Genomic DNA, 16,415 nt, shown 5'->3' on the forward strand with positions numbered 1-16,415 from the left:
CGCACCAGCCGCCGACTCTCTGAAAACGAATAACGGAATCAACCGTCCCTCTCATTGCCTTTTTCTATATTATGTAGCCATTATATGCAATATCATTTTATTTGTCAACTATTTTTTGCAGAAGTGCCTCAATATCTTCTACTAAAATATCTGCACCACTTCCAAGCAGCTCATCCGCATCCCGAAAGCCCCAGAGAACCCCCACAGCCGTTAAACCAGCATTTTTAGCGGTTTGCATATCCACACCGGAATCCCCAATATAAATGGTTTCCTCAGCGGTAGCCCCCAACTCCTTCATAATATCAAAAACTACGGTAGGATCGGGTTTTTTAGGATATTCATTGCGTTGGCCATAGACCACATCCACAAGCCCGGGAAAATAGTTCTCCACAAGCCCCACTGTGAACTGATGAGCCTTATTGGATAAAACCGCCACCTTTACCCCTTGGGTATTCAAGCTGCGAAGCATCGATTTAACCCCATCATAGGGAGCTGTGTAATCCTTGGAATGCTTGGTATAGTAATCATCAAAATAAGCCTTGACCCGCTCCAGCAGTTCCTTATCCTCCCGATAATCGGCAGGCACAATGTTCTTGATCAGGTTGAACACACCGTTACCCACAAAATGCTTGTAGGCCTGCTCCATATGCACCGGAAAGCGTGCCTGAAAGAGAGCATAGTTGCAGGCGACTGCCAAATCGGTGAGGGTGTTGAGCAAGGTACCGTCTAAATCGAAGACCGCCAGCTTATACATTGATACTCCTCTTATCAGAAAATTCGGGCCCAGCCGAGAAATAACGGGCACGCATCCGCTTGATGCACATTCCCAGCAGCGCAACGCTGATAATCACATCCAAGAAGGTTCCTGTGATAATGGTTTCTAAAAAAGTGATGTTAAAAGGCGAGGTTACAGCGGTATAAATCAAATTGAAAAGAATCGCCACTGTGTTAAAAAGATAAAACATGGTCATCTGCCGCAGCAAAATCACGCCGATAAACTTTTTAACAACAAGATAAAGGCCAAACACAATCATAGCGCTGGTAACCACCAAAACCGGAATTGGAAGGTTGGTTTTATCCGCCGACAAAAGATAAATCATATCGGCAAAGCGCACAGCCGTCAACACCGCTGTGAGATAATACAGTACAGATTTAAGCAAACTTGATCCCCGCTTTCTCTCGATGTGACCAGCCCCTAGGAGCCGGAAGAGTGTGCAGAAAAAACAGCTGGCCTTTCAGTAAAATGCCATGTTTTCCTGACTTTGAGTGTAAATCTTAGGCTATTATAGCACAAAACCGGGCCGCTGCCAAGTATAAGGCGCTGTGCCCTTGCCTGGTTTGCTGTGACCGGGAAAAAAGCGGCCTGATTTGTAATCGAAGGGTACAAGTCCAAAACAGCGTGAAGAAAGGCTTTTCCCTCTGCTGCCACAGTGGGCAGTCGCCTTGCTTCTACATTATTTGTCATCATTTTGTAACCGTCTGGCCTGTATATTTTCGACTATTTTCGCCTGCATTTACTTTACGGGGAGTATTCCCTATTTTTTGGAAAGCATACGCTTGAGATAAGCACCGGTATAGGATTTTTCACATTTTGCCACCTGCTCCGGGGTTCCCTGGGCAACAATTTCGCCGCCCGCATTGCCTCCCTCGGGGCCTAAATCGATGACATAATCCGCTGTTTTAATCACATCCAGATTGTGTTCGATGAGAATAACCGTGTTGCCGCTTTCCACAAACTGCTGGAGCACCTGAATCAGCTTGTGCACGTCGGCGCTGTGGAGGCCGGTGGTGGGCTCATCCAATATATAGACCGTGCGCCCGGTGGGCCGCTTGGAAAGCTCGGTAGCCAGCTTGACCCGCTGGGCCTCGCCTCCGGAAAGAGTGGTGGAGGACTGGCCGATTTTGATGTAACCCAAGCCCACGTCGTAAAGGGTTTCCAGCTTACGGCGGATTTTAGGAATGTTCTCAAAAAAGGCCATTCCCTCCTCCACCGTCATTTCCAGCACATCGTGGATGGTTTTGCCCTTGTATTTGACCTCGAGGGTTTCCCGGTTATACCGCTTGCCCTTGCAAACCTCGCAGGGAACAAAAACATCGGGCAGGAAGTGCATCTCAATTTTCAGGATGCCATCCCCCTCACAGGCCTCACAGCGGCCCCCCTTCACATTAAAGGAGAAGCGCCCCGGCCCATAGCCACGCATTTTGGCGTCGTTGGTCTGGGAGTAGACTGTGCGGATATCGGTGAACATGCCGGTATAGGTGGCGGGGTTGGAGCGTGGGGTGCGCCCAATGGGAGATTGATCAATGTTGATGACCTTATCCAGCTCCTCCAGCCCTTGGATGCTGTCGTGCTTGCCGGCAAACAGTTTAGCCCGGTTCAGATCAGCGGCCAGCTTTTTGTAGAGAATTTCGTTAACCAGCGAGGATTTGCCCGAACCGGAAACCCCGGTTACTGCCGTCAGAGTGCCCAAGGGGAACTTGACGCTGATGTTCTGGAGGTTGTTTTCCCGGGCGCCAACCACCGTAATAAACTTTCCGTTGCCCTGGCGGCGGATTTCCGGCACCTCAATGCGCTTGGTACCGCTGAGATACTGGCCGGTCAAAGATTCCTTGCAGGCCTTGATATCCTCGATGGTGCCGGCGCAAACCACCTCACCACCGTGAACACCGGCGGCGGGGCCGATATCCACAATGTAATCGGCGGCATACATGGTATCCTCATCGTGCTCCACCACAATCAGGGTGTTGCCCAAATCCCGCAGGTTTTTCAGGGCGGCAATGAGCCGGTCGTTATCCTTCTGGTGCAGGCCGATGCTGGGCTCATCCAGAATATAGAGCACCCCCATGAGGGAAGAGCCGATCTGGGTGGCCAGCCGGATGCGCTGGCTTTCGCCGCCGGAAAGAGAGCCGGAAGCCCGGAACAGGGTCAGATAGCCCAGCCCCACCCCTTTGAGGAAGGTGAGCCGCTCGCTGATCTCCTTGAGGATTTCCTTGGCGATCATCATTTCCCGGTCGGTAAGGCGAATATTTTTCACAAACCCCACCGCTTCATCAATGGAAAGGCGGCAGAACTCCATAATATTCTTATTGGCTACGGTCACAGCCAGCGATTCTTTTTTCAGGCGGTTGCCGTGGCAGTCAGGGCATTCCACCAGCTTCATAGTGGAGGCAATTTCCTCCCGCATCCAGTCACTGCTGGTTTCTTTGTAGCGGCGCTCTAAATTGTTGACAATACCCTCAAAGCTGGTTGTGTAGGTGCCATTCATTACACCATTATCCCGGCGCATTTTCAGCTTCTCCCCCTTGTTGCCGTAAAGAAGGATATCCACAGCCTCCTTGGGCAAATCCTTCACCGGAACAGACAGGGAAAAGTTATAGTGCTTGGCAAGGGCCTCATAATACATCTGGGCAAGGCCGCCCTCGGCATAGTACCAGCCGCTGGCCCGAATGGCCCCTTCCTTGATGGTCAGGTTCTTGTTGGGGATGATCATTTCCGGGTCCACCTTCTGGAAGGTTCCCAGACCGGTGCACTTTTCACAGGCACCGGCCGGGTTGTTGAAGGAAAACATCCGGGGCACCAGCTCTTCCACGCTGATGCCGTGCTCCGGGCAGGCGTAGTTCTGAGAAAAAAGGATTTCCTCCCCATCCACCACATCCAACAGCACAAGACCGCCCGAGATGCCCAAAGCGGTTTCCAGCGAATCGGTGAGGCGGGTTCCCAGCTCCGTGCCGATGACCAGCCGATCCACCACAATTTCTATGGAGTGCTTTTTGTTTTTATCCAGGGTGATTTCTTCGGAAAGGTCAAAGAGACTGCCATCCACCCGAACACGGGCAAAACCGGCACGGCGGGCTCGATCCAGCTCCTTGGCATGCTGGCCCTTGCGGGCCCGAACCACCGGCGCCATCACCTGAATCCGGGTCTTTTCAGGCAGGGCCATCACCTGATCCACCATCTGGTCGATGGTCTGCTGGGCAATGGGGCGGCCGCAGACCGGGCAGTGAGGCACGCCAATGCGGGCATACAGCAGGCGCAGGTAATCGTAAATTTCCGTCACCGTTCCCACAGTGGAGCGGGGGTTTTTGGATGTGGTTTTCTGATCGATGGAAATCGCCGGGGAAAGCCCCTCGATGCTATCCACCTTGGGCTTGCTCATTTGGCCCAGAAACTGCCGGGCATAGCTGGAAAGGCTCTCCACATACCGGCGCTGGCCGTCGGCATAGATGGTATCAAAAGCCAGCGAGCTTTTGCCCGAACCGGAAAGGCCGGTGAAAACAATGAACTTATCCCGGGGTATCTCAAGGTCAATGCCCTTGAGGTTGTTTTCCCGGGCTCCTTTGATGATGATTTTATCCTTTGCCAATGCCATTATAAAAGACCATTCCTTTCAGATCGATTCGGGTACAAGAAGACTATGAAAAGGAATGGTCTTCTTGTGCGTCAATCGCGGTTTCCGCCACAGGCGGAGAGCGATTGGCACATGATAGTCGGCGTGGTTTTTCACGCTGACTCCGTGGGGACTGCCTGTCCCTGTTTTCTTTCCGGGCATCCGATGCAGAAGGGTGGCTTCCCCACACGGTATCAAACTCCCCTGCTATACCTCTTAATCAATAAAAATCAGTATAGCACAAAAAGAACATACATTCAACATTTCCGATCTTTTTTCGTAATTCCTCACAGGCGAAGTTATTTCGCCTAAGGCTTCTATAGCTCACCTCAGCAGCCGAGAGGCTTATAGTGGGGGTTAGTCTTTTCCCTGCTTGAGGCGGTCAATTTTATCCCGCAGATAGGCGGCGTGTTCAAATTCAAGCAGCTTGGCGGCATCCTTCATCTGCTGGGTCAGCTGGCGTATGGTGGTCTCCCGCTCCAATGCCGAAAGCTTGCGGCCTTTTTTGCCGCCTTTCTTTCCGGAATCCTCCTTGGCGGAGATTTCCAAAATCTCTCGCACCTGCTTCTTGATGGTCTGAGGCACAATTCCATGCTCCTCATTGTAGCGCTGCTGAATTTCCCGGCGGCGGTAGGTTTCGGAGATAGCGTATTCCATGGAATCGGTCACCTTATCGGCATACATGATAACCTTGCCCTGTGCGTTTCGGGCGGCACGGCCGATGGTCTGAATCAGGGAGGTGCCGCTACGCAGAAAGCCCTCTTTATCCGCATCAAAAATAGCCACCAGCGAAACCTCGGGAATATCAAGGCCCTCTCGCAGTAGGTTGATGCCCACCAGCACATCGAATTCGCCCAAGCGCAGGTCACGGATGATCTCCATACGCTCCATAGTATCCACATCGTGGTGCATATAACGGATGCGGATGCCCAGGTTTTCCAGAAAGGCGGTTAAATCCTCTGCCATCTTCTTGGTGAGGGTGGTGATGAGCACTCGCTCCCCCAAAGGGGCACGGATGTTGATTTCCGAAAGGATGTTATCGATCTGCCCCTCTACCGGGCGCACCTCAATTTCAGGGTCTACAAGGCCGGTGGGGCGGATAATCTGCTCCACAATCTGCGCGCTGCGCTCCCGCTCCAAGGGGCCGGGTGTGGCGCTGACAAACACCGCCTGATTGATCTTGGAGTAAAACTCATCAAAGTTCAGGGGGCGGTTATCGAAGGCGGAGGGCAGGCGGAAGCCGTAATCCACCAAATTCTGCTTTCTGGCCCGGTCACCGCCGGACATACCCCGAATCTGAGGGAGCGTTACATGGGATTCATCCACAAACAGCAAGAAATCCTCGGGGAAGTAATCGAACAGCGTAAAAGGCTGTATCCCGGCGGGGCGGCCTGCCAGCACCCGGGAATAGTTCTCGATGCCGCTGCAAAAGCCGATCTCCTGCAGCATTTCCATATCGTAGTTGGTGCGCTCCTCAATGCGCTGGGCCTCAATGAGCTTGTCCCGCTCCTTAAACCACCGCACACGTTCTTCCATTTCCTCCCGCAGGGAGACAATCCCGGTGCGTACCTTTTCCGGTGGGATAATATAATGAGAGGCAGGATAAACGGCCGTGTGGGAGACTACACTTTGAGTCTGGCCGGTCAGGGTGTGGATAATGCTGATGCGGTCAATCACATCACCGAAAAACTCCACCCGAATAGCGCTTTCTCCCCAGTAGGCCGGGAACACCTCCACAATATCGCCCCGAACACGGAACTTATTGCGGACGAAGTTGATGTCGTTGCGCTCGTATTGAATTTCCACCAGCTTGCGGATCAGGTCATCCCGCTTCTTTTCCATGCCGGTGCGCAGAGAGACCACCATGTTTCGGTAATCGATGGGGTCACCCAATGTGTAAATGCAGGATACGCTGGAAACGATGATCACATCCCGCCGCTCGGAAAGGGCAGAGGTGGCGGAATGGCGAAGCTTTTCGATCTCCTCGTTGATGCTGGAATCCTTGGCTATATAAGTATCGGTGTGAGCGATATAGGCTTCCGGCTGGTAGTAATCGTAGTAAGAAACAAAATACTCCACCGCATTTTCCGGGAAAAACTCCTTGAATTCCGAGCAGAGCTGAGCGGCCAGCGTTTTGTTGTGAGCCAGCACCAAGGTAGGCCGGTTGGCTCTGGCAATCACGTTGGCCATGGTAAAGGTTTTGCCCGAGCCGGTTACACCCATAAGGGCCTGCTCGCGGCGCCCTTGCTCCAGCCCCTCGCAGAGCTTATCGATAGCGGCAGGCTGATCGCCTGTGGGCTTATATTCAGATACCAGCTTAAATTGATCCATAGCACCTATCCTTTCCTCGGCACGCCCGGTCGGCCCAAACGCCCAAAAAGAAACAACTGTTCACCACCCAATATCTTACCACATCCCTGAAAAAATTACAATCCCATCCCCTGCGTTCCCAGTAGTTGACAGGCGGCTTCGGGATTAACCCAATAAAATCTATTCCCTCTTCGCTCAATGATATGGCTCTGAACCAGATAAAAAAGCAGAGCATGGCTGCTTTCAATCCATACTCTGCTCCATTATTCAGTTTAACCTCTCAGTAAATCTCGATCTGTGCGGAGGGGGAACCCAGCATATTCTGCTCCATCAACAGGATATCCTGCTTGAGGCAGTTCTGAGCGGTATACAGCTCACTGCGCTCCAAAGAGCTGATGATATGATCGTGGAAATGCTCCCGGGCTGAAACCACAAGCTGCCTCTGCTCTCGGAAGAGCTGGGCATAGGCTCGGGTACAGGCCGCCAGGTCCCGCTCTAAGGCGGCTGTAACCTGTGCATTGCCCCCGCATTCATTCAGGCGCAGGTGAAAGGTGATGTTGTTGTTCCATGCAGTCCAAACATCCCGGGTTTCAATATCAACAAGGCGGGCCTTATTCATTTCTTTGAATTCCCGGATTTTCTCCTCAGTCAGGTTCGCCAATACATTGGGCAGGCTGGAAAGCTCCAAAAACAGCCGCAGCTCGGTGAGATCATGAATGTTTTTTGCGCTGATCTGGATGACCTGATAGCCGCAGCGGGGTATGCAGCGAAGCACCCCCTCGTGAGAAAGCTGAACCAGCGCCTCACGCACCGGTGCTTTGCTAACGCCGAAGGTTTCAATCATCTGCTTTTCGGTGAAGATCACTTCGGGAACCAGCTCACCGGCGCAAATTTTCTCCACAATCTGCTGATAAACATAGTTTTTTAAGGAGCTCACATAGCCTTCTTTTTTCAGATCGCTCCCGCTGCGGGGCATAGCTGGTTTCTGGGGGCTCTCCTCCTGCTGGGGGAACATACCATCCTTTTGGTCAGGCATTGTGTTTACACTCCTTTTTTCGGCCAAGCTGCCTTCATTGCAAAAAAACCCCCACTCAGCACTGCCCGGCGCCGCAAAGGCGCTCATGGCAGAACAAAGGAGCGGGGGATCCGGGTCAATTCTCACTCAGCCATACCGGCTAGAAACGCATTGTAAAAATTGCGCTCAAGCTGGCGGTATTCCTGTACCTTGGTGTTCACCTTTTCGCCGGAAAGCTTATCCAGATAGGTGAGCGCCTTTTTAACCGCCGCCACTGCACTTTCCTTGGTGCTTCCCAAAACGTCGGCACTTCCGGTGGAAGATTTCTGCTGCGCTTGTATCGCAAATAGAGAAGAAAGATAAGCGCTGGATTCCAGCTTATCCACACCAGTGGTCTTCACTGCCATATTCCAGACATCCTTGACCTCCTGTGTGGCTTTCGGCCCCAAGGAAATCAAATTCAACTTGCCGGTGCTCTGAAATTGGGCTGTATCTGCCCAACTGCTATCGGTAGAATCCTCGGTGGACCATAGGGAAGCTTTGTTACTGGAGGCCACCCCTGTCCGCCCGGTCATTTTTTCCATTTTATGCTTGTAGTGCTGCTGTTCCAGCTGCGAGAAACGGTTGTTGATCATATTCGCTTACTCCTTGTGTCAATACTGCCAGCTGATGAAATGCTAGTCACACACTAACTATTTTACTGCTAAAAAAATAAAATGTCAAGATTCCCTTTAATCACGCTGAGAAATGATGTTGGCCGCCAGATAGAGGCAGGCAACAAGCAGCATAATATTCTCACCCCTGCGAAAGACCAAAAGAAGGCTGATGCCAAACAGAGGAGCCAGCACCAGCACCGATACCGCCCGGGAAATCCGGTGGGAAAGCCCCGGCCCCCAAAGGCGCTGGGTCAGCAGCCGCATCACCTGCCCGCCATCCAGATTACCGATGGGCAGCAGGTTGAACAGCCCGGTCACCAGATTCACCGCCACCATAAACTGCACCCGCAAAGAGGGAAAGGCCCATGCATAAAGAGCCGCCGCTGCCAGCAGGTTCACCGCCGGCCCCGCAAGGTGCAGCAAAATTTCGCCGCCATAGCTCAGGCTCCTCTGGCGGCTGCGCTGTATATCAATGGAAAAAAGCCCCAGTGAAACTGCCTCCACCGGAACTTTCCAAAAAGCCATTATCAGCAAATGCCCGCACTCATGAATCAGAATCGGCACGGCGATATACAAAAGCAAAAATCCCCGGTTGACCAGTGCGGCAAAAGCCAGCAAAGCAAAAAACCAGAAGCTCAGCCTCCAGCGAACCTTTAAGAGAGTAAATTCCAAAAGCTAATTCCTCCGCTATACTGTTTTCAGTCTTGCTCCGGCACTGGGCGTATATTTTTCTCCAACGACCAGACCGGGTCGGTGAAGACCTCCCGCACCAGCACGGAAAAATGCAGGTGAGGCCCGGTGGAAACCCCGGTGTTGCCCACTGTGGCAACCCGCTCCCCTTGGCGCAGCACCATCCCCTCCTTGACCAAAACTTCCGAGCAGTGGGAATAGGAGGTGGAAAGGGTTTCGCTGTGGTTAATCACCACATAATTGCCATAAACAGGAGATTGGCCGACCTCACCCACTGTACCGGGGAGAGCGGCCAATATATCGGTGCCTTCCGGCGCCGCAATATCCACTCCATTGTGAAAATCCGTGGTTCCGCTGATGGGATGATACCGATAGCTGTAAGGCGACGTAATCACCCCGGTTACCGGCGGCTTCATAAGCGCTGTCAGCGCCACGGGAGCCACGGTGCAGCCTGCCGGAGGCGAAAGCCCGCCGCCGTCATCCCACTGAACCTCCACCGGGTACCACCCGCCCTGCCCGCCTGCACCCCCAGGGTTCAGATAATTATACGGGGGGCCCGCAGCGGCGGAAGATACAGAGGCTTCTTCCTCTGGCTGATCCTTTCGGGTGAGCCATTCATCAAAGCCCTCCCTTATATTTTGCAGGTTCTCAGGCCAATTGCGGAAATATTCCAACGCCTGCTGATTTTGCCCGGTATCCGAAAGCATAACGGAAAACTGCCCCTTGATTTGTGCATAGCGGGTTCCGTCCACCCGCTTCAGGATGCTGGCGGCCAACACCACCAACAGGCAGATAATCAGCTGAACGGTCAGCATTGCCACCAAGGTATCCTCGGCAGGCTCCTTCACCCGGCGATTCTCCCGGGAACGCATTCTTCCATCTCGATAGCCGGATGACATCCGCTTCTTCCCCCTCCCCAAACTTTACAACCCGAAAAATGCAAAAGCAAATGTGCTTTCGCCTTCTAACTATCTCTATTCGGACAAAGCTATAAAAATTCCCGAAGTTTCACACAAAGGAGAGCTTTTTGGGAAAAAGCAAGCCCCTTTACAGGCACATATAGAAAGAACCGACCAAGCCTTTTCCGGCTTGATCGGTTCTGTTTTTGTCAGTTCTGGCTGGTAGGAGCGGTTTCACCTGTGTGGGAGGCTGCATCCTCCCCGGAGCTTTCCTCCCCGCCTGCCTCAAAGCTGCTTCCAGCCTCCAGCATGGCCCAGTATTCCTCAAGGGTCAGGCCTCTCTCCCGCAGAAGCAGAGCGGTTTCCTCCCCTACATAGCGATAATGCCACGGCTCGAACATTACCCCTGTAATGGTGGATTTATCCTTGGGATACCGCAGAATAAAGCCATACTTATAGGCGTTTTCCAGCAGCCATTTTGCAGCTGGGGTATCGGCAAAGCCATCGTTGAGCATCTGGTATTCCGGCTCCACAATATCCACAGCCAAGCCTGTGTGATGTTCGCTGGTTCCCGGCCTTGCCACAGCGGTGGCGGCCAGTACCTGTGCCTCTTCCTCGCTTTTTCCATCACTTATATGTTGCGCAACTTGCTTATCGAATAGTTTTTGCTGATAATCAACGGGCCGGTAGCCGGAGCAGATCATCAGAGCAATACCATCCCTTTTGGCTTCGGCAAACATCCGCTTAATGCTGTCCGAAATACGGGAATCCACCTGATAGGTGCCATCCACCAAATCCAGCTCAGGCGGTTCAAAGCCTTCCGGCAGTGGATTTTCAGAATTCACCAGCAACAACCGCCAATCGTCGGTGCTTACCGCTTGCACCGGCTCAGGCTCGGGTTCTGGTTCCGGTTCTGGAATTGAGCTGGAAGGCTCCTCCGGCAAAGAAGAAGATACTTCCTCCGGTGGCTTTTCCGATTGGAACAGCCCGGTCAAGCGGAGTATTCCCCACGCTCCAAGGCCCAAAAGGGCGATCAGCAAAACAATCAACATCAGCCTGCGAGCTGCAAATTTTGGCTCAATACGCTTTGGTACCTGTCTTCTTGCCATACAAAACCCCGCTTTGTACGCTTTGCGCTTTTAATAGTATTGCCACGGCTCTCACCGTTCGTTTCTTATTGAAGCACACCCCTTTCCAATTGTCAAGAATTGTCGGGTTGCACCAAAAATCCCCATCATTTTTATTCGCTGGTTCTGCTCCCATTGCCGCAAAAATATGCTATACTATAGTAACCAAGCTCGAACACGGCACAATGCTGTGTTCTCCCGCTTTTCCAACGCGGGAGAATGGCATACTAAGAGGCAAAGACTGTGCCTTTGGCGCAGACAGCGGTATTCCTTCGCCGAAATCAATTGGACTGCGGAAAAACTGCGAATGACAGAATTGTTCTTGCGAAAATCCCGAGTGAAATCGACATGCTGGGGAGCGTTTGTAAAAGCGCTCCCTTTGTTTATAGGAAGGCGGTGAAACCATTTGGATTGTATGGTCGTAAATCTGGAGGCAGGAATGCCCACAGTGGCAGCGGCCCGCATCAAGCTGGATCAGGCTCTGCGCACCGCCAAGGCCCGGCGGGCTCCCGCCCTAAAAATCATCCACGGTTACGGCTCCACCGGTAAGGGGGGCGCAATTGGCCGGGATGTACGCCAGTATCTGGGCACCAAGGTGCGCTCCGGTCAACTGCAGGGCTTTGTGGGGGGCGAGGATTTTTCCCCCTTTGACTCTACAGCCCGCAAGCTGGTGGAGGCCTGCCCGACACTGACCAAAGACCGGGACTACACCCGGGGCAATCACGGCATTACCATGGTTTTGCTGTAACTCCCCTGGTTCTCAAGCTCTGCCCCTTGGGCACAAAAATGCGGCCTTATTCTTTTGCTGGTTATCCCAATAGTTGAGGTGAGTTTTATGGCTTTTCTGCGTAAACATTGGTGGCTCCTTTGCCTGACGCCGGCAGGGCTGCTTCTTACATATCTGGCGAGCCTTGGCAGCGGGTGGGTGGAGCGCTTTTATGCCCAAGGGGTGTATGTGGCCTTCGCCCGCATTGTAGGCGGGGCATTTTCGTTGGTGCCCTTTTCAGTGGCGGAATGTATTGTGGTGGGCGGCTCCTGTGTGCTGGTGGGCTGGCTGATTTCCACCGTACGCCGGGCCATTACCCAGAAGGAAGGGCGCTGGGAGGTTCTGTTGACCTTCCTTTTCAAGGTGCTCTCCATTGCCAGTGTAATCTATTTTATCTTTGTCCTGTTCTGCGGCATCAACTACAGCCGCCCTTCCTTCCGGGAGCAGAGCGGGCTGCCGGTTCGGCCTTCCTCCTCCCAGGAGCTGGCGGCTCTTTGCGCCGAACTGGTGGAGCAGGCAAACCTTTATCGCCCCCAGTGTGCCTCTTATCCCGATGGCACCGCCGCTTTGGCGCAGGGCACATGGGAAACAGCATCCCTAATGCCCGGGGCCTATGAGGGTGTTGCCCAAAGCTACCCGATTCTGGGAGGCTGGGCCCCCCGGGTCAAGCCGGTTCGTTGGTCACAGGGCATGTCTTATCTGAACATCACAGGCGTGTTCACCCCGTTCACCTTTGAAGCCAATGTCAACACCCATGTTCCCTCCTATACCCTGCCGGCAACCATGGCCCATGAGCTGGCTCATTACAAGGGCTTTATGCGGGAAGAAGAAGCCAACTTCATCGGGTATCTGGCCTGTGTTCAATCTGGGCGGCCTGATTTTGCCTACAGCGGGGTCATGCTGGCCCTTTCCCACAGCGGCAATCAGCTGTATTCTTCGGATAAGGATGCCTACTGGCAGGTAATGGAGCCTCTCTCTCCTCTAGTTCGGCAGGATATGGAGGCCAGCGCCGCTTACTGGCGGCAGTATGAAGGCCCGGTAGCAGAGGTTTCCACCAAGGTGAACGATGTGTATCTGCGCTCCAACCGGCAAAGCTCAGGGGTAAAGAGCTATGGCCAGATGGTGGATCTTCTTCTGGCGGATTATCGCCAGCGCCATGATCTTGCATAAAGCTGTGGTAGCTCGTGTATAAGGGCGGCTATAGCGAAAACAGTATATTTTAAAAAGGTGTGAACCGAGTGCGTGTTATTGTAATTGATGGACAGGGCGGCGGTCTTGGACGAAGCCTGGTGGAAAAGCTGGTTCCCATTGTGGGAAACGGCCATCGGCTGACTGTATACGGAACCAATTCCATGGCCACTGTGGCGATGCTCAAGGCGGGTGCCAACGAGGGTGCCACCGGCGAAAATGCCATTGTGGTGGGTGCCGCTCAGGCGGATATTATTGTGGGGGCTGTGGGCATTCTGCTGGCGGATTCCATGCTGGGAGAGCTGACCCCTTCCATGGCCCGCGCCATTGCGGATAGCCGGGGAACCAAGGTTTTGGTGCCTCTGAACCGGTGCGGCGTTGTGGTTGCAGGTGTCAGCCCCGAAAAAACCGTAGCCCAGCTGGTAACGGATGCCGCGGAGACCGTTGCCTGTATGCTGAAATAAACACACCGTTTCTGTATTGGTAATGTTTTCTTGCGACAAAAAGGGCTGACATTGGGCAGCCTTGCGTAGTATAATATAGGTAGAAATATAAAGGGGGCTTTTCCCCTTTCTTCGGGCAAAAGCAGAAAGAATTCTTTCGTGTGCCGCTCGCTGTTTATTATAACCTCATCCTCTGATGAAACCGAAGTTTTCGGGATAACTGTGACGGACGCAACCATGAACCAAGCCTAAGATTTAAATATAGCTTAATTTCGGATCTGGGGGGTACCAAGGGGGAACAAAGCGCTTGCATTTTCTGCGGAAAATGTATAGGTGGCTTGCGCTAAGCTCCAGCCACAAAGCGCCTTATGGGGGAACCAGTTCCCCCATAAACCCCCTCTGGCCTCCGGCGGGGCAAGAGCAAATAGCCTTTTTTCTTTTCATCCATTCTTTTTCTCCTAAAAAGAATGGATGCGCCAGCCGCACGGCATGAGTGCGGAAGTGAAGAATATCCGCTTTATAAAGTCATAGGGAAATGTTGTTGCTATTATATTAATAACAGCAACTGTGATATTGACTCACCCTATACAATAAGGGAGGTGGCGTGAATGAAAAAACTGTTTACCCTATTTATGGTGGCTCTGCTGCTTGGTGCAGCCGCCCTTTTTCCTTCTGCCACCGTTTCCCGCCCGGTAGGGCTGAATCCCGGTTATTGGAAGGCTTCGGGGCATTCGATTCGAGTTCTTAACCGCTCAGGTCAGCCTGCCCCCAAAGAAACAAGCCTGCTGGAACCCGGAGACCGCATTCAAATTTCCCTCTTGCCTGAAATGTTTGTGGATAGCCGCGGTCTTCCTCTGAAAGCTCTCACTTTGGCACAGCTTAAGGCCGGTAGGATCGAACCGAGAATTATTCTTTTACAAGGGCAAAACAGGTTAAAATCCTCCGGTTTGGCACGAGGCCCGGAGGGTGTGCCCTGTATTGAGCTGGCTTTTGCCGATCCGCTGCTCAGTGTATCCGCCGAGCCATTTTCGGTCACGGTTCAGCTGCAAATTGCCGGTGAGGCACAGGCGGCTGCCCAACTGAACCTGACCGGCGAAATAGCCAACCCACAGGTGGAAATTACAGAATCCAACACCTTGGTGGATCTTTCCTCCGGTTTGGTGGGAATCGCCTCACAGGATGTGCGGGATATCGAGATCCAGCTTGGTGAAGGAATTTCTCTCCTCACAGATCTGCGGGAAGGGCAGCAGGTCTACGCCATCGCCCGCCCACAGGAGCTGGCCCCCGAGCTTTTGGAGCGTTACCCTTCTTTGGAGGGAGCCTACTCTGTAGACACAATCAATTTAGAGCAGGTCAATGCCCTTCTTTTTACTTTACCCCAGCGTTTCTATGTTTACAGCAGGGCTGGCAGCTACTGCGGCACCACCGATAATCCCGTGGCTTTGGAAGGTTTCTATTATCTTTCCTCCACCCGGTTGAATGCCTTATCCCTGCCCGAATGATATGCGGATACTTTGTATTTTTCACAGCCCTCCCGCTTGTTTGGGAGGGCTGTTTCCTTTGCTTTTAGCCGCTCATGCGTGCAGCATCTTATGGTGGGCACAAGTCCTCATTATTTTGGGCAAAATGACCCTAATTACCATTGCACCACAAAGCAAAATCATATATAATCGACCATAAAGAATGTGACCGGTTTTCTGCTGCCGCTTCTGGCTCCGGGTCTCAATTGGGAATGAGGGATGCATCGATGAAAGCTGTATTGAGGCAGCAAAAAATCCTTTTTTTATCTGTTCTGGTCATACTTTTGCTGGCGGGGTTGGCCCTCTTCGCTGTAGGAGATGTTATAGCTTCGGCCCGGCCGGCTCCCCTTGACAGCCAGTATGGAGCTGGCGGTGCTTTGCTTTTTCCTATTCTCAATGGGTTCTCTTACATATTGGCTGTTCTCTGGCTGGCGGCTGGCGGGGGCATTCTGTATCTGCTGGCCCGGTATTTTAAAAAGCAGCGGCTTATGCTTCAAAATTGGGAGGAGGCTCTTGCCCAGTGGAAGCAAGGCAACACCGCATCCCCTCTGCCGGAGGAGATAGGCTCCATCGGCCAGCAGCTCAACGAGCTTGCGGCATCTATGGATCAAGCCATACAAGAGAATCGCCGCCAACGGGATACTCTGCTGTGCATCTTGCAGGAAAGCTGCCACGAAGCGCTGGATTGGGTGCACAGCATGAAAACCTACAATGAGATTCTCGCTGAGGAATGGCGCCAAAACCGGGCTGTTCCTGAGTTTCTGGCCAGAAGTGACCGGGAGCTTCAGCGCTTTGACCGTTCCTTAGAGGAGCTCAAAAAAATGATTCAGTTGGAATCGGGGGCCGCACCCATGCACTTTGTCACCCTGAATTTAAGGTGGCTGCTGGATGAAATTCTTCGCCCGTTCCATGTTTTGGCCAGAAAAAAGGGGCTTCAGCTGATGATTGCCTGCCCGGATACCCTCCCGGTGGACTGCGATGAGGAATGGACCTCTGCGGCCATCCGCACCCTGCTGGAATATGCTTTAAACTGCGTGGACCGGGGTGATACGGTGGCGCTGAGCTGCCGTGTGTTGGGTGAAGAGATCGCTTTGGAGCTTACCTTTTCGGGCCGGGGCATTTCGCAGGAGGATCTCCCCCATATTTTTGACCGCTACTATCAGGGCCGCCAAGGTGCTGTTCTTCAATCCACCGGCCTCGAGCTGGCCCTTGCCCAAACCATTGTCAACTGCCACGGCGGCACCCTCCGGGCCGAAAGTTCCCCCGAAGCAGGCGGTTGCTTTGCCCTGCATCTGCCCGGTGCTTTACCGGTGCCGGCATATTAATATCTCGACAATATACACAAGGCCCCCGATTGCACCGCTCCGGCGCAAAAGAGGGATTCCTGCGCCGAAATAAATTCCACTGGGTCAG

14 protein-coding genes are annotated in these 16,415 nt (G+C 53.0%); 5 read left to right on the plus strand and 9 right to left on the minus strand.

Translation table 11 applies throughout. The annotated features are described in order from the left end of the window. Positions 1-97: 97 nt before the first annotated feature. The 9 genes from U6B65_07730 to U6B65_07770 form a co-directional block, all read right to left on the minus strand. Positions 98-754, minus strand: a complete 657-nt coding sequence (locus tag U6B65_07730; protein ID WRS26245.1) for an HAD family hydrolase — start codon at positions 752-754, stop codon at positions 98-100. Continuing rightward, positions 747-1,160 (minus strand): hypothetical protein, encoded by a 414-nt coding sequence (locus U6B65_07735; GenBank protein WRS26246.1) that lies wholly within the window; start codon positions 1,158-1,160, stop codon positions 747-749. The genes U6B65_07730 and U6B65_07735 overlap by 8 nt, the downstream gene beginning before the upstream one ends. 375 nt (positions 1,161-1,535) lie before the next feature. Further along, the gene (gene uvrA, locus U6B65_07740; GenBank protein ID WRS28924.1) at positions 1,536-4,364 is read right to left on the minus strand and encodes an excinuclease ABC subunit UvrA; all 2,829 of its coding nucleotides are present in this window, start codon (positions 4,362-4,364) and stop codon (positions 1,536-1,538) included. Between the two features lie 381 nt (positions 4,365-4,745). After that, a complete protein-coding gene (uvrB, locus tag U6B65_07745; protein ID WRS26247.1) occupies positions 4,746-6,719 on the minus strand; it encodes an excinuclease ABC subunit UvrB in 1,974 nt (657 codons plus the stop codon). Between the two features lie 259 nt (positions 6,720-6,978). After that, positions 6,979-7,734, minus strand: a complete 756-nt coding sequence (locus U6B65_07750; protein ID WRS26248.1) for a GntR family transcriptional regulator — start codon at positions 7,732-7,734, stop codon at positions 6,979-6,981. Between the two features lie 122 nt (positions 7,735-7,856). Next, the gene (locus tag U6B65_07755) at positions 7,857-8,348 is read right to left on the minus strand and encodes a hypothetical protein (GenBank protein ID WRS26249.1); all 492 of its coding nucleotides are present in this window, start codon (positions 8,346-8,348) and stop codon (positions 7,857-7,859) included. Positions 8,349-8,444: 96 nt separating this feature from the next. After that, complete coding sequence (locus U6B65_07760; protein ID WRS26250.1) at positions 8,445-9,041, minus strand: site-2 protease family protein; 597 nt, start codon at positions 9,039-9,041, stop codon at positions 8,445-8,447. A gap of 26 nt (positions 9,042-9,067) precedes the next feature. Beyond that, on the minus strand, positions 9,068-9,958 hold the full coding sequence (locus U6B65_07765; protein WRS26251.1) for a M23 family metallopeptidase: 891 nt from the start codon (positions 9,956-9,958) through the stop codon (positions 9,068-9,070). A 209-nt stretch (positions 9,959-10,167) separates the two neighbouring features. Next, entirely contained in the window at positions 10,168-11,067 is a 900-nt protein-coding gene (locus tag U6B65_07770) for a M15 family metallopeptidase (protein WRS26252.1), read from the minus strand. 433 nt (positions 11,068-11,500) lie between these two features. On the opposite strand from U6B65_07770, the gene U6B65_07775 reads away from it, so the two are divergent. The 5 genes from U6B65_07775 to U6B65_07795 all read left to right on the plus strand — a co-directional run bounded on the left by U6B65_07775 (position 11,501) and on the right by U6B65_07795 (position 16,327). Further along, complete coding sequence (locus U6B65_07775; protein ID WRS28925.1) at positions 11,501-11,833, plus strand: Smr/MutS family protein; 333 nt, start codon at positions 11,501-11,503, stop codon at positions 11,831-11,833. Positions 11,834-11,920: 87 nt separating this feature from the next. Continuing rightward, on the plus strand, positions 11,921-13,021 hold the full coding sequence (locus tag U6B65_07780; GenBank protein ID WRS26253.1) for a DUF3810 domain-containing protein: 1,101 nt from the start codon (positions 11,921-11,923) through the stop codon (positions 13,019-13,021). Positions 13,022-13,089: 68 nt separating this feature from the next. Beyond that, complete coding sequence (locus U6B65_07785; GenBank protein ID WRS26254.1) at positions 13,090-13,503, plus strand: DUF3842 family protein; 414 nt, start codon at positions 13,090-13,092, stop codon at positions 13,501-13,503. A gap of 587 nt (positions 13,504-14,090) precedes the next feature. Continuing rightward, entirely contained in the window at positions 14,091-14,984 is an 894-nt protein-coding gene (locus U6B65_07790) for a hypothetical protein (GenBank protein ID WRS26255.1), read from the plus strand. 245 nt (positions 14,985-15,229) lie between these two features. After that, positions 15,230-16,327, plus strand: coding sequence for a HAMP domain-containing sensor histidine kinase (locus U6B65_07795; protein ID WRS26256.1), 1,098 nt, complete (start codon positions 15,230-15,232; stop codon positions 16,325-16,327). Positions 16,328-16,415 lie beyond the last annotated feature (88 nt).

The organism is Oscillospiraceae bacterium MB08-C2-2 (genome assembly GCA_035621215.1).
Lineage (GTDB): Bacteria > Bacillota > Clostridia > Oscillospirales > Ruminococcaceae > WRAV01.